We start from the raw sequence: 20,786 nt of genomic DNA on the forward strand, positions 1-20,786 counted from the left end.
GCGACCGCGAACCTCTTCACGCCGGCGGCATCGCTGAACAGAACAGGTAGCCCGAGATGGTCGCGAAGGGGGCGCGGCCGACGCCCGACCAGTCCGCCGAGACTGGTCGGGCGTCGGCCCCGCGATGCGGTCGGGAGGGATCCGCAGTCGCCGAGGCGTCGTCAGGAATGCCCCGTGTGGCGTTTCCCCACGACGTGGTTCACGGCTGGCGCTCGTAGGCGCCGCGGTCGTCGAAGGCTCGAGGACCGATGCCGGTGTTCCGGACAGTCAAGTCGTCCTTCCGCGGGTGGCCGAGCGCGTCGGTGGTCGTCTGTCCCGGGGCTCCCGAGTTGGCCGAGTCGATGGCCGGTGACCCGGCCGCGAGGGTGAAGGTGCCGGCGGCTGCGTTGGTGAAGCGCGGGTCGCCCTGCAGACCCCGCCCCTCCTGGCCGCTGGCGGTGCGGAAGGCCGCCAGCGTGGTGTACGAGGTCGTGCCCCAGACCATCAAGGCCCCTGGCGAGCTCAGGTTCACGAGGTCGAAGTTCACGCTGGTCCCCAGCCTCGAGTTGGTGTCCACGCGGATGTTGCCACCCGTCCTCGGGCACTTGACCGTCCCGCCGGCGCCGTTCGGGCACCGGATGCCGTTGTCGGCCGAGATGTTGTTGGCGATCGTGATGCCACTCGTCGTGCCGGCGGTGAGTCCCTCGACGTTGATGCCCGAGGTCGCGTTGCCGTAGACGGTGTTCCCGACGATGGTGACCCCGATGGCCCCGGAGCTGTCGATGCCGTGGTCGCCGGTCATGCAGCCGGCCGTGTTGCCGGTGCTCGGGTGGGTGCAGTTGGTCTGCACGGTGGTCGTGAAGCCCATGTTCGCGTACACGACGTTGTCGACGACCTGGTTGCGGTCCCCGCCCTTGAAGAGCTGGATGCCGGAGTCCTCGTTGTGGTGGACCCGGTTGGCCCTGATGACGTTGCCCGGTCCGCGGACGTCGATGCCCACCGCGTTGCGCACGTAGCCGTACGCGTTGTACGAGACCTCGTTGCCCGTGATCTGGTTGCCGCTCGAGGCACCGGCCATGAAGATGCCGGTGCCGGCGTTGTTGGTGACGACGTTGTTCCTCACCGACGAGGAGCTCATGGCGGTGAAGTACATGCCGTACGCGGATGCTCCCGAGACCCTTCGCCCCGAGGTCTGCACCCGGTTGCCGGTGAAGGTGAGCCCCTTGGCGTTGGACACGTAGACGCCGGAGCTCGTCGTGTTCTGGATCCGGAAACCGGACACGGTGATCCAGCTCTGGTTGGAGATGGTGAACCCGTGGCGCGGGCCCGAGATGACGACGGCGGCACCGGTGGCCGGACGGAAGGTGATCGGCGATCCCGACACCCCCGAGTGCCAGGGGGCCACCTCACCGGTGTAGGTGCCCGCTGAGACGACGACGGTCTGCCCGGCCACGGCGACCTTGGCTGCCTTGACGATCGTGCAGTACGGCAGGGTCGCCGTGCCCGACCCGGTGTCGGAGCAGCCGGTGGTGCGGACGTAGAGATAGGTCGGTGCAGCGCTCGCGGCACCGACGGGCGCCAGGGCGCCCGCCAGCGTCAGGGCCCCGACCGCGGCGACGAGTCGCCGCCTGGTCGTGGCCGAGATGGAGCGTTGACGCAACTTCGGACGTGGCTTCATCAGGCCCCCTAGCCCCGAGCTGTGTACGTGACACCCCAACTCTGCGTAAGGGCGGCCTCGTGCACGTCCCCTCCCGGCAGTAGGGGGTGCTACGTCCTTTGGTGTAGCCCGGGCAGGGCGCCTGGTGCGCCGTCCGGATCAGATGTCGCGGAAGACCTCGATCGTCGCGCCGAGGGCGTTGAGGCGCTCGGCGAGGTCCTCGTAGCCGCGGTTGATGACGTAGACGTTGCGCAGCACCGACGTGCCGGGCGCGGCGAGCATCGCCAGCAGCACCACGACACCGGGCCGCAGGGCGGGCGGGCACATGACCTCGGCGGCGCGCCACCGGGTGGGGCCCTCGACGATGACCCGGTGCGGGTCGAGCAGCTGCACCTTGGCGCCGACCTTCGTCAGCTCGGTGAGGTAGATGGCGCGGTTCTCGTAGACCCAGTCGTGGATCATCGTGCTGCCCTCGGCGACGGCACCGATGAGCGCGAAGAACGGCAGGTTGTCGATGTTGAGCCCGGGGAACGGCATCGGGTGGATCTTGTCGATGGGGGCGTGCAGCGGCCCGGGGATCGTCGTGAGGTCGACGAGGCGGGTCTTGCCGTTGGCCGAGGTGTACTCCTCGGTCAGCCCGTACTTCATCCCCATCCCGTCGAGCGTCGCGAGCTCGATCTCGATGAACTCGATCGGCACGCGCCGGATCGTGATCGAGCTGTCGGTCACGACCGCGGCCGCGATGAGGCTCATGGCCTCGATCGGGTCCTCGCTGGGGGAGTACTCCACGTCGACGTCGATCTCGGCGACGCCGTGCACGGTGAGCGTCGTCGTGCCGATGCCCTCGATGCGCACACCGAGCTTCTCGAGGAAGAAGCACAGGTCCTGGACCATGTAGTTGGGGCTGGCGTTGCGGATGACGGTCGTGCCGGCGTGGCGGGCGGCCGCCATCAGGACGTTCTCGGTGACGGTGTCGCCGCGCTCCGTGAGCACGATGGCGCGCTGCGGGTTGACCGACCGGTCGGAGTGGGCCTCGTAGAAGCCGTGGGTGGCCGTCACCTCGAGCCCGAAGGCGCGCAGTGCACTCAGGTGCGGCTCGACGGTGCGGGTGCCGAGGTCGCAGCCACCGGCATACGGCAGCTGGAAGCTCTCGTGCTCGTGCAGCAGCGGGCCGAGGAACATGATCACCGTGCGGGTGCGGCGCGCCGCGGCGACGTCGATGCCCTCGAGGTTCAGCTCGGCGGGCGGGATGATCTCGAGGTCGCTGCTGTCGGGCAGCCAGCGGGTGCGCACGCCGATCGAGGCGAGCACCTCGAGGATGCGGTTGACCTCCTCGATGCGGGCGAGGTTGCGCAGGGTCGTGCGTCCGCGGTTGAGCAGCGCGGCGCACAGCAGCGCGACGGCGGCGTTCTTGGAGGTCTTGACGTCGATCGCGCCGGTGAGCTTCTGGCCGCCGACGATGCGCAGGTGCTGGGGTCCGGAGTGGCCGAGCGAGACGAACTCCGAGTCGAGGGCGTCGCCGATCTTGGCGAGCATCTCGAGGCTGAGGTTCTGCTTGCCCTGCTCGATCCGGGTGACCGCACCCTGGGAGCTGCCGAGCAGCTCGGCGAGGTCAGACTGGGTCATCCCCTTGTGGCGTCGGGCGTCGCGGATGAGTCCGCCGATCCGGGTGAGGTAGGTCTGAGTCACGCTGACGAGGCTAACTCATATATGAGTTAGGGCAAATCAGCCACTCCGGGTGATGCCACGGATGCGAGGTCTCCCGCGCCCGTGGCATCCACCGTGGCCTTCAACGAGGACGTATGCCGTGTGCCGGGCCGAGGTGCCCGACGTTGCCGCTCAGGCCGGCGCGTTGGCCGCCCCGACGGGCAGGAAGCGCGCGCCCGTGACCGCCTCGGCCACGCCGGTCCGGTCGAGCAGCGGCGTGATACCGCCGTTCCAGAACTGGAACCCGGCGCCGGTGATCATGGCGAGGTCGATGTCCATCGGGGCCTGGGCGACACCCTCGTCGAGCATCCGGCGGGCCTCGTCGGCGAGGACGGTCAGCACGCGCTGGCGCACCTCGGCGAGGTCGAGCACGACCGGCTCGGCCGGCTTCTCGATGAGCTCGGCGACCTCGGGGTCGAGCACGGGACGGCCCGAGCTGAGGTCGTAGAAGCCGCGCTTGCCCGCCGCGACGATGCGCTGGAGGCTGGGGGAGGCGTAGAACCGGTCCGGGAAGGCCCGCACGAGCGTCTCGCCGTTGTGCAGCGCGATGGCCGGTCCGACGAGCCCGATGAGGACGAACGGCGGCATCGGCGCGAGCCCTGCGAAGGCGCGGTCGACGACCTCGATCGGGGTGCCCTCGTCGAGGATCTTCGCGGCCTCGCCCATGAACCGGCCGAGGAGGCGGTTGACGATGAACGACGGGCGGTCCGCAGCGCGGATGCACGTCTTCTTCAGCGCCTTCCCGACGGCGAACGCCGTTGCGAGAGTGGCGTCGTCGGTGCGCTCGCCCGGGATGACCTCGAGCAGCGGCATGACGGCGACCGGGTTGAAGAAGTGGAAGCCGACGACCCGCTCCGGGTGGGAGAGCTTCGAGGCCATCTCGGCGATCGAGAGGCTCGAGGTGTTGGTGGCAAGCACGCACTCGGGCGAGACCACGGCCTCGACCTCGGCGAAGACCTGCTGCTTGACCGACATCTCCTCGAAGACCGCCTCGATGACGAAGTCGGCGTCGGCGAAGCCGTCCTTGCTCGTCGACCCGGTCACGAGGGCCTTGTAGCGGTTGAGCCTGTCCGGCTTGAGGCGGCCCTTGCCGGCGAGCTTGTCGAGCTCGGCGTGGACGTAGCCGACACCCTTGGCGACGCGCTCGTCGTCGATGTCGGTGAGCACGACCGGCACCTGCAGGCGCTGGATGAACAGCAGCGCGAGCTGGCTGGCCATCAGTCCGGCGCCGACGATCCCGACCTTGGTCACCTTGCGGGCGAGGCTCTTGTCGGGCGCCCCGGCCGGGCGCTTGGCACGCTTCTGTACGAGGTCGAAGGCGTAGAGCCCGGCCCGCAGCTCGTCGCTCATGAGCAGGTCGGCGAGCACCTCGTCCTCGGCGGCGAAGCCCTCCTCGCGGGTCGCCGTCCGCGCGGCGGCGAGGAGGTCGAGGGCGGCATACGGGCTCTTGGCCTGGCGGCCGGTCTTGGCGTCGGCGAGCTTGCGGGCCTTGGCGATTGCCGCGTCCCACGCCGCCTCGTCGCGGTCGACCTCGGGCCGCTCGACCGTGACCTCACCGGACAGCACGCGGGCGGCCCAGGCGATCGACTCCTCGAGGAAGTCGGCCGGCTCGAGCAGCACGTCGGCCAGGCCCAGCTTGAACGCGTCGACGCCCTTGAGCATCCGGTTCTGGCTCAGCGGGTTCTCGATGACGACGGTGATGGCCTTGTCGATGCCGACGAGGTTGGGCAGCATCCAGCAGCCGCCCCAGCCGGGCACGAGCCCGAGGAAGACCTCGGGAAGGGAGAGGGCGGGCACGCCCGCGCTCATCGTGCGGTAGGTCGCCGACAGGGCCAGCTCGACACCGCCGCCCATGGCGGCGCCGTTGACGAAGGCGAACGTCGGCACCGGCAGGTCGGCGAAGCGTGCGTATGCCGCGTGGCCGGCCCGTGCGATCTCGAGGGCCTGGTCGCGGGAGCCGATGAACGGCACGCCCGTGAGGTCGGCGCCGACGGCGAAGATGAACGGCTTGCCGGTCACGGCGACGGCGACGATCTCACCGGCCTCGGCACGGCGGCGCAGGCCGTCGATCGTGGCGGTGAGCTCCGCGATCGACTGCGGCCCGAAGGTGTTCGGCTTGGTGTGGTCGAAGCCGTTGTCGAGCGTGACGAGGGCCAGGGTGCCGGCGCCGCCGGGGAGGGCGACGTCGCGAACCGGGGTGTGCGTGACGACCTCGGAGGCGAAAACGGCTGCCGCCGTGGGCTTCTCGCTGGTGGTGGTGCTCACTTGGCGATCTCCTCGGTTGCGGTGGAGGGGGCGTTGACGCTGGCGACGTAGTCGGCGTGGTGGGGGTTCTCCCAGATGACGGCGCCGCCCATGCCGATGCCGATGCACATGGCCGTCAGGCCGTAGCGCACCTCGGGGTGCTCCTCGAACTGGCGGGCGAGCTGGGTCATGAGGCGCACGCCGGAGCTGGCGAGCGGGTGGCCGGTGGCGATGGCGCCGCCGTACTCGTTGACGCGCGGGTCGTCGTCGGCGATGCCGAAGTGGTCGAGGAAGGCGAGGACCTGCACGGCGAAGGCCTCGTTGAGCTCGAAGAGGCCGATGTCCTCGATCGAGAGCCCCGCCTTGGCGAGGGCCTTCTCGGTGGCCGGGACGGGCCCGACGCCCATGACCTCGGGCTCGACGCCGACGAAGGAGTAGGAGACGAGGCGCATCCGGACGGGCAGGCCGAGCTCCGTCGCGGCCTGCTCGGAGGCCAGCAGGCACGCGGTCGCGCCGTCGTTGAGGCCCGCGGCGTTTCCGGCGGTGACGTTGCCGTGGGCGCGGAAGGGCGTCTTGAGCTGTCCGAGGTCCTCGACCGTGGTGCCCGGGCGCGGCGGCTCGTCGGCGGTGGCGAGGCCCCAGCCCTGCTCGGCGTGGCGCGTCGCCACGGTGACGAGGTCGCGCTGGATCTTGCCGTCGGCGTACGCCTTCGCGAGCTTGTCCTGGCTGCCGACGGCGAAGGCGTCGGAGCGCTCCTTCGTCAGCTGGGGGAAGCGGTCGTGCAGGTTCTCGGCGGTCTTGCCCATGACGAGCGCGTCGGGGTCGACGATCTTCTCGCTGACGATGCGCGGGTTGGGGTCGACGCCCTCGCCCATCGGGTGGCGGCCCATGTGCTCGACGCCGCCGGCGATGGCGACGTCGTAGGCGCCGAAGGCGATGGAGCTCGCGGTGTTGGTGACGGCGGTCATCGCGCCGGCGCACATCCGGTCGACGGAGTAGCCCGGGGTCGTGTTGGGCAGACCCGAGAGGAGGGCGGCCGTGCGGCCCAGGGTCAGGCCCTGGTCGCCGATCTGGGTGGTCGCGGCGATGGCGACCTCCTCGACCTTGTCCTTGGGCAGGTTCGGGTTGCGGTGCAGCAGCTCGCGGATGCACCGGATGACGAGGTCGTCGGCGCGGGTCTGGGCATACATGCCCTTCTCGCCGGCCTTGCCGAAGGGCGTGCGGACGCCGTCGACGAAGACGACCTCATTGAGTGCGCGGGGCACAGTGCCTCCTGGTGTGGTTCTCGGGGCGGTCGACCCGAGACTACTTCTCGGTAACTTGCTCGCCAACGGGGGTGGCCCGTGACGGCACTCACCCCTCGCTCCACCTCGCGCGGACCTCACCACAAGCCGGCTCGTCGCATTCGGCCCCCAGGGTCGGTGCTCAGCGCTAGCGTGCGCACATCACAGCGGACGGGCTCGCCCGGCGAGTCCGCTCACCACACAGGGGACCCATGAGAACTTCATTGCGACGCTGCCTTGCAGCGGTCGGCATCACCAGCGCGATCGCGACCGGCGCCGCCGGCTTCGCGCCCGTGGCCGCAACGGCCTCAACCGCCGTCGGCACGATCGGCGGCATCGCGTTCGCCCAGTCGGGAGGCGCATCGGCGGTATCCGACCCGACCCGAGCCACGGCTCTCTCCGACGAGGGCGACCAGCTGGTCGTCTCGGCGACGAGGAGGGACGGCCAGGGCCTCACCGCGACCATCGTCCCGGCCTCGGACGTCGGCCTCACGGCCGGCGGCACCTATCCGCTGGCAGAGCGCGGCGTCCCCGGCGGGGTGCTCGTCTACGTCTCGGCTCCGGAGGGCAGCTCCTGCACCCCGGCCACCGGTCAGGTCTCAGTGCTCGAGCTGACCCGCGACGACTCGTCGGCGCTCACGTCCCTGGCCGCCGACTGGCAGGGCACGTGCACCTCCGGCTCCACGACGTACCGGACCTCGGGCCAGGTCCGGTGGAACGCGACGACCGGCTACTCCGGTCTGGAACCGCCCACGGTCGCCACCTCCTTCGGCAAGGTCTGGGTCGGTGACGTGTCGGCCGCCCGAACCATCACATGGACCGCCCAGGGCACCCAGCCCGTCACCGTGCCGGCGGCGGTCATCAGCGGAGACCAGGCCTCGTGGTTCCTCGTCTCGCGCGACGGCTGCGCCGGCCAGACGCTCAAGCCTGACGAGACGTGCTCGGTGTCGGTCAAGGCCGCCCCGCGCTCGGGCACGACCGGCTACGCCGCGGTGCGCCTCGGCGACGGCAAGTCCGGGCCGAGCTACGGCCTGGCGCAGCTCAGCGTCGACGGGGCCTTCGGCGCCAAGGGCACCTACCGCCCCCTCTCGCCGGCTCGCCTGCTCGACACCCGTTCGGGCCTCGGCGCCCGCAAGGCGGTCGTCGGCCCCGGTGGCTCCGTCACCTTCACCGTGCTGGGACGGGGCGGCGTCCCGTCGTCGGGTGTCGGCGCGGTGGTGCTCAACGTGACCGCGGTCGGGACCACTGCCACGACCTACCTGACCGCCTACCCGGCGGGCTCGGCCCGGCCCAACGCGTCGGGCCTCAACGCGCCCAGGGGCTACACCGGCGCCAACACCCTGACGGTGCGCCCCGGGGCCAAGGGGGCCGTGACGGTCTACAACCACTCCGGCTCGGTCAACCTCGTGGCCGACGTGACCGGCTTCTACCGGTCGACCAATGCCGCCCCTGCCGAGAGCGACTACGTCGTCGTCCAGCCCGAGCGCGTCGTCGACACCCGGCAGCGAGGGCTGCCACTGCGTGCCGGCTACTGGATGGACCTCGCCTGGGCCTACGACGCCTCCGTCGGCCAGGTCCAGGCGTACGCCCTCAACGTGACGGTCACCGGATCGACCGGCCCCGGCTACCTCACCGTCTGGAGCGGGGTCGAGAACCCCAGGAGCTCGTCGACCGTCAACTTCGTCAAGGGTGCGACCCGGGCCAACACCGTGGTCGCACAGGCGTCCTACGCGACGCGCTCCGGCACGTACGGACCCGGCTTCGGCGTCTACAACGGCATGTCGTCCGGATTGGCGCACGTCATCGTCGACATCGTGGGGGTCTACGTCCAGGCGACCGAGGGCGAGGGCCACCTGCGCTTCAAGCCCCTGTCCGTGCCGACGCGCATCGTCGACAGCCGGCGCGGCCTCGGCGCCAAGACCTGGACAGTCGGCTCCACCCGCACTGTCTCGGCGCCGTCGTCGGTCGCGGGCTGGGACACCTGGGCCCTCGTCGGCAACGCCACCCTCGTCCAGCCGACGCGCGCGAGCTACCTCACCCAGTTCGCCGTCGACGACAACCGGCCGCCGACGAGCAACGTCAACGCGGGAGCGGCACAGATCGTCGCCAACGGCGCCACGGTCGAGCTCGGCAGCGGCAACCGGTTCAAGGGCTACAACCACGCGGGCACGGCCAACGTGCTCTACGACGTGGCGGGCAGCTTCGAGCTCTTCCCGTCGAGCTACCACGCGCTCGGGGTGACGCCGCCGGCAACCGCCGGCGCGAGCGCAGGACGCTTGGCAGCAGCGTCGTCCGCTCCGTCGTCGGCCCCGGCCGCCACGGGCCGGCACACGGTGGGCGAGGCTCTCCGGCGCTGACAGTCCACCGGGGAGGGCGTGACGGTCACGCCCTCCCCGGTGGTGCGCCACTGCAGTGGCCGACGCAGCCGGACGAGCAGCACGACCGAGCGGACGTCGGGCTCGTCCGTTCCGGGTCTCAGCCCGCCGGGTTCTCGCTGCAGGCCAGCGCGACCAGCGGTGCGGCGATGGTGGTCTGCCAGCGCCGGGCGCCCATGGACGACAGGGCCTCGGCGACCTCGGACGTGGTCGGCGCGGCTGGGCCCTCCCAGAGGAAACGGCGCAGCAGGTCAGGTGTCAGGAGGTTCTCGACCGGCACGGCGAGCTCCTCGGAGACGGCCCCGAGCAGCTCGCGGGCCCGCGTCAGGCGTGCCGCCGCGACCGGGTCGCGGTCGGCCCAGGCCTTGGGCGGCGGCGGACCGGTCGGTGGGAGCGTCAGCGGCGGCAGGTCGGAGTCGGGCAGGGCGAGGGCCCGGGCCACCGCCTCGATGATCGCATCCTGGTTGCGGCGGATCGATCGCGCCAGGCGCGGCTCGCTCGAGGAGACGGTGCGCGGCGCAGACGTCGCGCGCTGGTTGGCGATGGCGATCTCGCTGATGGCGGCGTCGGGCAGGACCCGACCCGGCGAGGTGTCGCGCTGCTGGGCCGTCGCGTCACGCCACTGCCACAGCTCGCGCACGATGGCGAGCCCCCGACGGCCGCGCACCTTGTGCATGCCCGACGTGCGACGCCACGGGTCGACGCGGGGCTCGGGCCCGGTGAAGTCGAGCAGCGACTCGAACTCCTCGCGCGCCCAGGCCGCCTTGCCCTGCGCGGCGAGCTCGGCGGCCACCGCGTCACGCAGGTCGACGAGCACCTCGACGTCGAGTGCGGCATACCGCAGCCAGGGCTCGGGCAGCGGCCGCACGGACCAGTCCACCGCAGAGTGCTCCTTGGCCAGCTGCAGCCCGAGGTAGTGCTCGACCATGGCGCCGAGGCCCACGCGCGGGAGTCCGGCGATGCGGCCCCCGAGCTCGGTGTCGAAGAGCGCGTGCGGCCGCAGGCCGACCTCCGTCAGGCACGGCAGGTCCTGCGTCGCCGCGTGCAGGATCCACTCGGCGTCGCCGATCGCGTCACCGACGGGGGAGAGGTCGGGGCACGCGATGGGGTCGATGAGCCAGGTCCCGGAGCCCTCACGGCGGATCTGGACGAGGTAGGCGCGCTGGCCGTAGCGGTAGCCGGAGGCGCGCTCGGCGTCGATGCCGACCGGCCCCGTGCCGGCGGCGATGGCCTCGGCGGCCTGCATCAGGGTGCGCTCGTCGACGACGACGTCGGGCACCCCGTCACGCGGGTGGGTCAACGGCACGAGCGCAGGCGCCTCGGGCGGCGCACCCGCAGCGACCTCGTCGCTGTTCTCGCCGCTGGACTGGTCGGTGATCTCGTGCGGTGCCGGGTCGGATGTCGTGGCCGCCGGGTCGGCTGGCTCCGCCGTCACCGTCGTTGTCCCGGCAGCGGCACGACACCGTCGGGCAGGGGAGGGATGCCGGCGATGGTGCAGAGCATGTCGGCCCAGGCCCGCAGGTGGTCCGCAGGCTCGCCGACCACCGGTGTCCACGACGCCCGGATCTCCATCTCCACGCTGGCATCGCGGTCGGCGAGGCCGGCGAAGCTCTCGCTGACGACGCGTGTCACCGTGCCCGCCTCTGCGGTCCAGGTCAGCCCTCGGCCCGAGAGCGAGTCGCTGAGCCACGACCAGCCGACGGCGCCGAGCATCGGGTCGCCCGCGAGCTCGGGCTCGAGCTCGGCGCGGGCGAAGGTGACGATGCGCCACTGCCCGTCCCACGTCTCGGGACCGGCGGGGTCGTGCAGCAGCACGAAGCGCCCCGTGGCCAGGTCTTCCTCGGGATCGGCGACGTCGATGACGTCGGCGGTGATCGCGGCGGCATACGGCGCGATCCGGGTGGGGGCCGGCACCTCGGTCAGGCGCACCTCGGAGCGCAGACGGACGTCCCGCAGGGCGCTCAGCGTCCTGGCGAAGACCGCGCCGTGGTTGCCCGGCAACGTTCGGGTGTGCACCGGACGAGCGTATGCCGCGTGCGGGCGATCTGTCCTCAGGCACGCCGGGCGCTCGTGGCTCGGGGACCCCTCGGTGCCGTGGCAGGATTGACCGGTGCCGACCGCAGCCCCAGCAGACACCCGACAGAGCGACCTCGTGCGCGCTGCCCGCCGGGAGCCGGTCAGCCGCACCCCGGTGTGGTTCATGCGCCAGGCCGGGCGCTCGCTGCCCGAGTACCGCGCGATCCGCGAGGGCATCCCGATGCTCGAGTCGTGCATGCGCCCCGAGCTGGTCACCGAGATCACCCTGCAGCCGGTCCGGCGTCACGGCGTCGACGCGGCGATCTTCTTCAGCGACATCGTCGTGCCGCTCAAGGCGATCGGTGTCGACCTCGACATCGTGCCGGGTGTCGGCCCGGTCGTCGCGCGGCCGGTGCGCACCGCCGCCGACCTCGACCAGCTGGTCGAGCTGACTCCCGAGCACGTGCCCTTCATCACGGAGGCGGTGCAGTCGCTCGTCCGCGAGCTGGACGGGACCCCGCTCATCGGCTTCGCCGGGGCGCCGTTCACCCTCGCCTCCTACCTCGTCGAGGGCGGCCCGTCGAAGAACCACGTGAAGACGAAGGCGCTCATGCACGGCGACCCGCAGCTGTGGGACGCGTTGTGCGCCAGGCTCGCGCAGATCTCGGGCGAGTTCCTGAGGGTGCAGGCCGAGGCCGGTGCCAGTGCCGTGCAGCTCTTCGACTCCTGGGCCGGGGCGCTGTCCAAGGCGGACTACGTCGCGCGTGCCATGCCGCACTCGACCGTGGCCCTCTCGGCGGTCGCTGACCTCGACGTCCCCCGGATCCACTTCGGCGTCGGCACCGGCGAGCTGCTCGAGCTGATGGGGGAGGCGGGCGCGGACGTCGTCGGCGTCGACTACCGCGTGTCGCTCGCCGACGCCGTCGACCGCCTCGGTCCCGGCTACGCCGTCCAGGGCAACCTCGATCCCGCGCTGCTCTTCGCACCGTGGGAGGCGCTCGAGCGGCGCGTACGCGAGATCGTCGCCGAGGGCGAGAAGGCCCCGGGACACATCTTCAACCTCGGACACGGTGTGCTGCCCGACGTCGACCCCGACGTGCTCACCCGGGTCACGGCACTCGTGCACGAGTGCTCCAGCCGCTGATGACGGCGACGGCGCCCAGGATGACGAAGGGAGCACCCTCGGTCGCTCGCTCAAGCCTCACCATGCTCGGTGGGTCGGTGGCGTCCCGGGTGCTCGGCATCGTTCGCAACGCCCTCATCACGGCGATCGTGGGCCTGACCCTCGCCGGCGACGCCTTCTCGCTCGCCAACACGCTGCCCAACGTGCTCTACGTGCTGGCGGCCGGCGGCATCCTCAACGCGGTGCTGATCCCGTCGCTCGCCCGGGCCATGAAGCTGGACGACGGCGGCCAGGAGTTCACCGACCGCGTCATCACGGTGGCCCTCGCCGGCATGGCGGCCATCACGGTCCTCGTCATGGCGGGGGCGGGAGGCTTCGTCTGGCTGCTCGCCCGCAACAGCTCACCCGACTTCAAGAGCCTGGCCCTCGCGTTCTCGCTGATCTGCCTGCCGCAGATCTTCTTCTACGGCCTCTTCGCGCTGCTGGGCCAGATCCTCAATGCCCGAGGGCGGTTCGGGGCGTTCGCCTGGGCGCCGTTCATCGCCAACGTGGTCGCCGTCGCCGGGCTGCTGCTCTTCCTTGTCGTATTCCCCCAACCCCACCTCGTCGACGGGGCCGGCCAGCCCCGCTCGCGCTACCCGTCCGAATGGACCGGCCCGATGATCTGGCTCTTCGCCGGCTCGGCCACCCTCTCGGTCGTCGTCCAGGCCTTGTCGCTTCTGCCCGCCCTTCGCCGCACGGGCTTCCGCTACCGCCCGCGCTGGGGCGTGCGCGGTGTCGGGCTCGGCGGTGTCAGCCGTCTCGCCCTCTGGGCCTTCGCGGGGCTGGCCATCTCGCAACTCGGCTTCTTCATCAGCCAGGGCGTGCTCAACAACGCGACGAGCGCGGCCGAGCGGATGGGCCTGGGTGCCGAGGTGCGCGGCCCGGCGGCCTACGGCGTCGCCTTCACCCTGTTCATGCTGCCGCACGCCTTCGTGACCACCTCGATCATCACGGCGCTCTTCCCACGCTTCTCGACGGCTGCCGCTGCGGGCGACAACGACACGCTTCGCCGCGACTTCCGTCGAGGACTGATGATGCCGCTGGTGGCCAACGTGCCGATCATGGTGCTCGTCATCGTCCTGGCACGTCCCATCGTGGCGCTGCTCTACCCGAGCGGCACCAACCCGCGGTCGATCGAGGTGACGGCGAGCGTGCTCGTCATCATGATCCTCGGCCTCGTGCCCTTCGGGCTGGACCTGCTCTGCTACCGGATGTTCTTCGCCCTCGAGGACGGGAAGCCGACGGTGGTCATGCAGGCGCTGCTGACGGGAGTCAGCGCCCTCGCCGGCGTCATCACGATCTTCATCAACCCGGTGTGGGCGATCGGCATCATGGCGCTGGGGCAGACCGTCGGCAACGTCGTCAGCTCCGGCGTGGGGATCTTCCTGCTGCGCCGTCGCACCGGCAGCCTGGGGCTCATGGGCTCCGTCGTCACCGCGTCGCGCGTCGGCCTCGCCGCCGCAGCGGCCGGGCTCGTCGCCTGGGCCGTCACGGTGGTGGTCCACCCCATCACCGCCGGCGCTATCGACGCATCGGCCTCCGTCGCCAAGCGGATGTTCGCCAGCGCCCTCGAGATCGGCCTGACCGGCCTCGTCTTCATCGTCATCTACCTCGGTGTCGCGCACGCGCTGCACGTGCGCGAGGTGCGCCAGGTCTCCGACATGGTGCGCCGCCGGCTGGCGCGCTGACGGTCGCACTCGCGGCTCGCCGCCCGGTCTGCTCAGTCCGCGGCCTGAGACGAGCTGCGTGCCGCAGATGCCCCTGTGCCGCGCCGCCGCCGGACGCGCAGCCCCAGCAGGACGAGCGGGGTGAGGAGGACGAGCCACGGGAGGAGCGCGGCGAGACCGGTCAGGACGACCGTCAGCGAGCCGAGCAGGCTGTCCCAAGCACTGTGCAGGCCGCCGATGAACCCTGGAGCGGTCTGCGCCGGTGGGGTGGCGTCGGTCCACATCGACACCGTGACATCGCTCGTGGTCGTCTCGGCGTCGAGCTGCGCCAGGCGCTGCGTGAGCGAGTCCAAGTCGGCCTGGCGCCGGCTCAGCTCGCTCTCGAGGGTGATGACCTGCTGCAGGTCCGTCGTCTTGGCGAGAAGTGCACGCACCCGCTCGATCCCGTCCTGCAGAGGCTGGATGCGCGCCTTGGTGTCGATGTACGTGTCCGTCACGTCCTCGGACTGTGACGACCGGTAGCTGACCGCGCCGAGGGCGGAGAGCTGGGTCAGCACCTCGTCGAGAGCCTTCGACGGCACGTTGAGCACCATCCGGGCCTGGTCCACACCGACCTGCGGGACCGACGGTGCAGGCGAGCCGGCGGACCCGGGGGTGCTCCGAGCGGTGGACCCAGTGGGGCTGCCTGTTCCGGGCGACGGCGCCGTGTCGGTGGACGACGACCCCACGCCGCCGTTCTGCGGGTCACCCACCTGCCCCCCCGTCGGGTCGACCGAGGTCACGACGTTCTCCGAGGTGACCTGCCCACCGGCGTGCGTGGCGACCACCCGGGCGCGGGCCGAGGCGGTGCCCAGGTCGGACACCTTGAGCCCCAACCACGCGGAGCGGCTCACCTTGGGACCGATGACGACGTCTGACGCGGTTCCCGAGGCCGCCGCCCCCGGTGGGGAGCCGGCTCCGGCGTCGGCTCCGGCACCCGCCGATCCGGAGGCGCCCCTCGACCCGGTGCTGTCGGCGCTGCCGTTCGCAGCGGCTCCGGGTCGGGCCGCCACGCTCGCCCCGACCGACGACGCACCACCACCGGTGGCTCGCAGTCCGAGCGGCACGGCCACCGCGACCAGGACCACGACGACGGCGACGACCGCCACGAGCCGGCCGCGGGGTCGGTGGAGGCGCGACGCCCGGGGACGAGGTGACGGGTGCGAGATGGTGGTCATCGGTGGTCCTCTCGACGGGTCGCCTCCCGGCCGGGCGTCACGATGGAAGCGACGGGGCCAGGCTCGCGGCGACGTGGTGCTACGAGAGACACGTGAGCAGTCCGGGTCGTTGCGCGGCCGTTCGACGGCTCCTGTCGACGCACGCTCAAGGCACGCCGCGACGCACGCCTCGACGTACGGCTCCGGGCGGCCACGGGGCACCCGCCCCCGCGCGGCGGGTCCTCGCGCGGGAGTGGGAGAGTGGCGCCATGGCACGAGCGGTTGCCGTCATCGGCGGTGGGATCAGCGGACTGACGGCGGCGTGGGAGCTGCGCCGTCGCGAGCCCGGCGTGGAGGTGACCCTGCTCGAGTGCGCCGACCGGGTGGGGGGAAAGCTGCGTCTCGAGGACGTGGGTGGCGTGCGCGTCGACGTCGGGGCCGAGTCGGTCCTGGCCCGCAGGCCCGAGGCCATCAACCTGTTCGCCGAGCTCGACCTGGACGACCTGGTCACCCACCCGGCCGCGGTGGGCGCCTCCATCGTCTCGCGGGGCCGGCGCTGGCCGATGCCCCGCGGCACGGTGATGGGTGTGCCGTCCGACCCCGAGTCGGTGCGCGGCCTGCTGAGCGACGACGAGGTCGACCGGCTCGCCCGCGAGGTGCTCGACGGCGTCGAGGCGGGCGACGTATCGGTGGGCGACCTCGTCGACCGCCGGCTTGGCCCCGCGGTGACCGACCGGCTCGTCGAGCCGCTCCTGGCAGGCGTCTACGCCGGCCACGCCCGGGAGATCTCGGCCGAGCAGGCGGTTCCCGCGCTGGCAGCCGCCGCCCGCGACGGGCGCCCGCTGGGCGAGGTGGCGCGCGCGGCTGCCAAGGCCGCCGTGAGCGGCCCGAACGCCGGCAAGCCGGTCTTCGCCTCCCTCGTCGGCGGCCTCGGCACCTTGCCGGAGGTCCTGCAGCGCCGGCTGACCTCGGACGGCGTGACCGTGCGCACGGGCGCCGTCGCCCGTGAGCTGCGCCGCGACAAGACGGGCTGGGTCGTGTCCACCGGCCCGACGACCGATGTCGTGCAGGAGCGCTTCGACGCCGTCGTCCTCGCCACGCCAGCCGCCCCGACCTCACGGCTGCTGCGCGAGGTCGTCCCGACGGCCGCGGCGGCCCTGGCCGGCGTCGAGTACGCGTCGATGGCCATCGTCACCTTCGCCCTGGACGGGCCGCCGCCGGCGCTGCTCGACGGCAGCGGCTTCCTGGTGCCGCCCACCGAGCCGCTGACGATCAAGGCCTCGACGTTCAGCACCGTCAAGTGGCCGTGGCTCGCCGTGGCGCACCCGGACCGCACGCTGCTGCGCGCGTCCGTCGGGCGGCACCGGGAGGAGAGCACGCTCCAACGCTCCGACGACGAGCTGGTGCGGGTCGCGCTCCGGGACCTGCGCACGGTCCTGGGGCCCGAGCTGCCGACCCCCGTCGCCGCGCACGTGCAGCGGTGGGGCGGCGGCCTGCCGCAGTATGCCGTCGGGCACCGTACGCGTCTGGCGCCCACGCGCGACCTGCCGCCGGGTCTCGCACTGTGCGGGGCGGCATACGACGGGGTGGGCATCCCGGCCTGCATCGCCTCCGGGAGGGCGGCCGCGCAGGCCGTCCTGACCCCCTGAGCCCCGACCTCGGGGAAGTTGCAATGATGGGGGCATGAGCGAGCGCCTGACCCCGGCACGAATGCGAGAGATCAACGACACCATCCGCTACTCGATGTGGTCGGTGTTCAGCAGCGTCACCCCCCTCGGTGACGACCGCGAGAAGCTGGTGTCCGAGCTGGAGACGTTCCTCGAGGACATCGCCGCCGAGGGCGTCGTGGTGCGCGGCCTCTACGACGTGGCAGGCCTGCGCGGCGACGCCGACTTCATGGTGTGGTGGCACGCCGAGACGATCGAGCGGCTCCAGTCGGCCTACCACCGGCTGCTTCGCACCGAGCTCGGCTCGCACCTCGAGCCCGTGTGGAGCAGCGCGGCGCTGCACCGCCCGGCCGAGTTCAACAAGAGCCACATCCCGGCGTTCATGGCCGACGAGGTCTCGCGCAAGTACCTCTGCGTCTACCCCTTCGTCCGCTCCTACGAGTGGTATCTCCTCGAGGACAACGAGCGGCGTGACCTGCTGCGCGAGCACGGCCAGATGGCCCGTGACTTCCCCGACGTGCGGGCCAACACGATCGCCTCGTTCGCCCTGGGCGACTACGAGTGGCTGCTGGCCTTCGAGGCCGACGAGCTGCACCGCATCGTCGACCTCATGCGCGAGCTGCGCGCCTCGCGCGCACGCCTGCACGTGCGCGAGGAGATCCCCTTCTTCACCGGCCCGAAGGTCGAGCCCGCCGAGCTGGTCGCCAACCTGCGCTGACCTGTCCCGGGGCGACCGCCCGCCAACGCAACAGGGCCCGGCTCCACCGGAGCGGGGCCCTGTTGCGTCACGTGTCAGTCGTCGAGGGTCTTCGCCAGGATCGCCATGACCGGGACCAGCAGGAACGCCAGCCACTGCCCGGTCCGGAAGAAGATGGCGAGGGCGATGAACGGCGACAGGCTCACGAGGGTCCGGGCCCACTTCGCCCGTGTGGAAGTCGGGGCGTCCACCACGTCCTGACGATCCGAGGGGGCGGGCGCCGGCGTGGTGACCGACGAGCCCAGGTGCGGGTGCGGCTCGGGGAGGTCGACGAAGAGCTCGGTGATCTCCCGCCGGACGAGCGCGTCGGTGGCCCGACCGCGCCGGTCCTCGTACTCGTCGGCGTCGAGCCGGCCCGCGGCGCGGTGCTCGGCGAGCGCGGAGAGCGCCTCCTCACGCTCGGTGTTGCTGATCCGGATGTCCCCGTCGTCCATGCCTCGAATCTAGGCGAGGACGAGGGTCGTCGACAGACGACCCCCGAACCCGGGAGGCTCTGGGTCAGTCCTCGGTGGTCGACGGCTCGGCAGCGGGCTGCAGACGCAGCGAGATCGAGTTGATGCAGTAGCGCTGGTCGGTCGGGGTGTCGTAGCCCTCGCCCTCGAAGACGTGGCCGAGGTGCGAGCCGCACGTGGCGCAGCGGACCTCGACCCGCTTCATGCCGAACGAGCGGTCCTCGATGTACTCCACCGAGTCACCGGCGAGCGGCGAGTAGAACGACGGCCAGCCACAGTGCGACTCGAACTTGGTGTCGCTGCGGAAGAGCTCCGCGCCGCACGCGCGACACGAGTAGACGCCCTCGGTCTTGGTGTCGGTGTACTCCCCGCGGAAGGCGGGCTCCGTGCCGGCCTGGCGCAGGACCTTGTACTCGGCCGGGGTCAGTGCCGCGCGCCACTCCTCGTCGGTGCGCTGGACGGCATACGGCTTCTGGGAGGTGGTGTGCTCGCTCATGCCCTTCCCAACGCCAGGCGCGCCCCGTTTGTGCCCGCCCCGCCGGTCCCTTCGCGCCTCCCGGCTACGGTCACCGCTCTTTGCGACGATGGCCTCGTGCAGGTGCGCCGCGTCATCTCCCGACCGGTGCTCGTGGCAGCGGCTGCGGGCACCGGCTCGCTGCTGGGCGCCGCGAGCGGGTCCGTCGCGGCGGCCGCGTACTTCGCGCGCAAGGTCGTGACGCCCGACGAGCTGCAGCCCGACGACATCGAGGTCCTCGCCCACGACGCCGACACCGTGACCCTCAACGAGGCGGCGGAGACGGCGTCGGCCGGTCGCTACGGCATCTGGCTCGACGGGGGAGCGGGGCACGCCCGCGTCGGCGAGGTCGTCGCCCGAACGGAGGGGGCGGTGACGCGCCGGCTGCTCGCCGTCGACCGGGGGCGGATCTCGGCAGGCCCGGCGCGGTGGAACCAGTACTACTTCTGGGACCGCCCGTCGGTGAGCCTCGGCCTGCCCGACCAAGATGTCGTCATCGTCTCCGACATCGGGCCGCTGCCCGGCTGGCTGGTGTCACCGCAGGGCGGCGCCACCGGCACCGACTGGGCAGTGCTCGTCCACGGGCGTGGCGCGCGCAAGGAGGAGACGCTGCGGGCCGTGCCGGTCCTGCACGCTGCCGGCTGGACCAGCCTGGTCACCGCCTACCGCAACGACCGCGACGCCCCGCGGGGCCTCGACGGGCGCTACAGCCTCGGGCTCTCGGAGTGGCGCGACGTCGAGGCCGCGATGTCGTATGCCGTGTCGCGGGGTGCGCGACGCATCCTCCTGCTCGGGTGGTCGATGGGCGGTGCCATCGTGCTGCAGGCCCTCGACCGGTCACCGCTGGCGCGTCACGTCGTCGGGGTGGTCTTCGACTCGCCCGTCATCGACTGGGGGGTCGTGCTGCGCCACCACGGTCGCCTGCGCAAGGTGCCGGGTCCGCTGGTCCGCGTGGCGACCGACCTGATGGGCTCGCGCCGCAGCCGACGCCTCGTCGGCGTCCACGAGCCGATCGACGTGGCCCGCACCGACTGGGTGGCGCGGGCCGGCGAGCTGCGGCACCGCATGCTCGTCATCGCCTCCGACGGCGACGACTTCGTGCCCATCGGGCCCGCGGTCGCCCTCGCCGGACGACGGCCCGACCTCGTGCGCCTCGAGCGGTGGGGCACGGCCGGGCACTGTCGCGAGTGGAACGTCGAGCCGCAGCGGTGGGAAAGCGTGGTGCGCGAGTTCGTCGACGGGTTCCGAGCCTGACGTCGGTGCGCGAGGCTCGTGCAGGAGCGCGGTCGCTCAGCGGCGGACGAGCCACCGCCCCATCAGGGTGTCGTCCTGCTCGACGAGCAGCCCCAGCTCTAGCTCGGCCGGCGTGCCCGGTGCGGCCACGGGACGCGGGTGCTCACCACCGACGACGTGCGGGGCGACCGTGAAGCACAGCTCGTCCACCGCGCCGGCGGCGAGGAAGGCCGCGAGCAACGTGGGGCCGCCCTCGGTCAGCACCTGGCCCCAACGGCGCTCGTGCAGCGCGGCGACGAGGGCGGGGACGTCCACGCGGTCATCGCCGCACACGAGGACGTGCTCGTCGCCGAGGTCGCGACGGGCCGCAGTGAGACCGGGTGCAGAGGCCGGCAGGGCGATGAGAGCGCGGCCGTCCCGGCAGCCACGCAGGGTCTCGGGCACGTCACCGCGGTTGCTCACCGCGACGAGCGGCAGCACGTCAGGCAGGCCCAGCTGCCGGCGAAGGCCCACCAGCGAGTCCTTCACCGACAGTGGCGGATAGCCCTCCGCGCGGATGGTCCCGGCGCCGACGACGACCACGTGGCTCATCGCCCGCAGCACCTCGAAGACGGCGTGGTCCGCGGCATTGTTGATCGACCCCGAACGGCCGTCGGGACCGGTCGCAGCTCCGTCGAGAGAGGTGATCATGTTGCAGCGCACCCACGGGCCGGCCGGGGCGGCATACGCCCGGAACAGGCCTGTGTCGTCGAGCTCGGCGAGCGGGGCGAGGCCGGAACGGCCGGGGACGAGCAGTCGCATGCCCGCCAGTATCGGTGACGGGCCGTGCGCGCGGTCTGCACGCTTCCCGTCGCGCGGCGTTCCGTTCGGGCAG

General features: G+C 72.0%; 16 protein-coding genes. 6 read left to right on the forward strand and 10 right to left on the reverse strand.

Annotated features, from left to right (window positions below):
• Nucleotides 1-199: 199 nt before the first annotated feature.
• The 4 genes from AB0316_RS08040 to AB0316_RS08055 form a co-directional block, all read right to left on the reverse strand.
• A complete protein-coding gene (locus AB0316_RS08040) occupies nt 200-1,657 on the reverse strand; it encodes a right-handed parallel beta-helix repeat-containing protein (protein WP_366272055.1) in 1,458 nt (485 codons plus the stop codon).
• 138 nt (nt 1,658-1,795) lie between these two features.
• Nucleotides 1,796-3,325 (reverse strand): UDP-N-acetylglucosamine 1-carboxyvinyltransferase, encoded by a 1,530-nt coding sequence (locus AB0316_RS08045; RefSeq protein ID WP_366272057.1) that lies wholly within the window; start codon nt 3,323-3,325, stop codon nt 1,796-1,798.
• A gap of 150 nt (nt 3,326-3,475) precedes the next feature.
• Complete coding sequence (locus tag AB0316_RS08050) at nt 3,476-5,608, reverse strand: 3-hydroxyacyl-CoA dehydrogenase NAD-binding domain-containing protein (protein WP_366272059.1); 2,133 nt, start codon at nt 5,606-5,608, stop codon at nt 3,476-3,478.
• Complete coding sequence (locus AB0316_RS08055) at nt 5,605-6,852, reverse strand: thiolase family protein (protein ID WP_366272061.1); 1,248 nt, start codon at nt 6,850-6,852, stop codon at nt 5,605-5,607. Before AB0316_RS08055 ends, AB0316_RS08050 begins: the two co-directional genes overlap by 4 nt.
• 230 nt (nt 6,853-7,082) lie before the next feature.
• Between AB0316_RS08055 and AB0316_RS08060 the strand changes: the two genes are divergently transcribed.
• Nucleotides 7,083-9,227 carry a hypothetical protein gene (locus AB0316_RS08060; protein WP_366272063.1) on the forward strand — a complete coding sequence of 715 codons (2,145 nt, stop codon included), beginning with the start codon at nt 7,083-7,085 and terminating at the stop codon, nt 9,225-9,227.
• Nucleotides 9,228-9,345: 118 nt separating this feature from the next.
• On the opposite strand, the gene AB0316_RS08065 is transcribed toward AB0316_RS08060, so the two are convergent.
• Together AB0316_RS08065 and AB0316_RS08070 are read right to left on the reverse strand one after the other, a co-directional pair.
• Nucleotides 9,346-10,680: a ribonuclease D gene (locus tag AB0316_RS08065; RefSeq protein WP_366272065.1), complete on the reverse strand. Its 1,335-nt coding sequence runs from the start codon at nt 10,678-10,680 to the stop codon at nt 9,346-9,348.
• A complete protein-coding gene (locus AB0316_RS08070) occupies nt 10,677-11,261 on the reverse strand; it encodes a DUF3000 domain-containing protein (RefSeq protein WP_366272067.1) in 585 nt (194 codons plus the stop codon). The genes AB0316_RS08065 and AB0316_RS08070 overlap by 4 nt, the downstream gene beginning before the upstream one ends.
• A 94-nt stretch (nt 11,262-11,355) precedes the next feature.
• Between AB0316_RS08070 and hemE the strand changes: the two genes are divergently transcribed.
• Together hemE and murJ are read left to right on the forward strand one after the other, a co-directional pair.
• Nucleotides 11,356-12,405, forward strand: a complete 1,050-nt coding sequence (gene hemE, locus AB0316_RS08075; protein ID WP_366272068.1) for a uroporphyrinogen decarboxylase — start codon at nt 11,356-11,358, stop codon at nt 12,403-12,405.
• 20 nt (nt 12,406-12,425) lie between these two features.
• On the forward strand, nt 12,426-14,114 hold the full coding sequence (gene murJ, locus AB0316_RS08080) for a murein biosynthesis integral membrane protein MurJ (protein ID WP_366272069.1): 1,689 nt from the start codon (nt 12,426-12,428) through the stop codon (nt 14,112-14,114).
• 32 nt (nt 14,115-14,146) lie between these two features.
• Here murJ and AB0316_RS08085 read toward each other — a convergent pair whose 3' ends face one another.
• Entirely contained in the window at nt 14,147-15,310 is a 1,164-nt protein-coding gene (locus AB0316_RS08085; RefSeq protein WP_366272071.1) for a DUF4349 domain-containing protein, read from the reverse strand.
• A 248-nt stretch (nt 15,311-15,558) separates the two neighbouring features.
• Between AB0316_RS08085 and hemG the strand changes: the two genes are divergently transcribed.
• Both hemG and hemQ read left to right on the forward strand, forming a co-directional pair.
• Nucleotides 15,559-16,938, forward strand: coding sequence for a protoporphyrinogen oxidase (gene hemG, locus AB0316_RS08090; protein ID WP_366272072.1), 1,380 nt, complete (start codon nt 15,559-15,561; stop codon nt 16,936-16,938).
• Nucleotides 16,939-16,972: 34 nt separating this feature from the next.
• A complete protein-coding gene (gene hemQ / locus AB0316_RS08095) occupies nt 16,973-17,674 on the forward strand; it encodes a hydrogen peroxide-dependent heme synthase (RefSeq protein ID WP_366272073.1) in 702 nt (233 codons plus the stop codon).
• 74 nt (nt 17,675-17,748) lie between these two features.
• On the opposite strand, the gene AB0316_RS08100 is transcribed toward hemQ, so the two are convergent.
• Both AB0316_RS08100 and msrB read right to left on the reverse strand, forming a co-directional pair.
• Nucleotides 17,749-18,147: a DUF1707 domain-containing protein gene (locus AB0316_RS08100; RefSeq protein WP_366272074.1), complete on the reverse strand. Its 399-nt coding sequence runs from the start codon at nt 18,145-18,147 to the stop codon at nt 17,749-17,751.
• A 64-nt stretch (nt 18,148-18,211) separates the two neighbouring features.
• Entirely contained in the window at nt 18,212-18,661 is a 450-nt protein-coding gene (gene msrB, locus AB0316_RS08105; RefSeq protein WP_366272076.1) for a peptide-methionine (R)-S-oxide reductase MsrB, read from the reverse strand.
• Nucleotides 18,662-18,757: 96 nt separating this feature from the next.
• On the opposite strand from msrB, the gene AB0316_RS08110 reads away from it, so the two are divergent.
• Nucleotides 18,758-19,933: an alpha/beta hydrolase gene (locus AB0316_RS08110; protein ID WP_366272078.1), complete on the forward strand. Its 1,176-nt coding sequence runs from the start codon at nt 18,758-18,760 to the stop codon at nt 19,931-19,933.
• Between the two features lie 36 nt (nt 19,934-19,969).
• On the opposite strand, the gene AB0316_RS08115 is transcribed toward AB0316_RS08110, so the two are convergent.
• Entirely contained in the window at nt 19,970-20,713 is a 744-nt protein-coding gene (locus AB0316_RS08115) for a dihydrofolate reductase family protein (RefSeq protein WP_366272080.1), read from the reverse strand.
• Between the last annotated feature and the right edge of the window lie 73 nt (nt 20,714-20,786).

Origin of the sequence: Terrabacter sp. NPDC080008, assembly GCF_040702505.1 — a bacterium.
Lineage (GTDB): Bacteria > Actinomycetota > Actinomycetes > Actinomycetales > Dermatophilaceae > Terrabacter.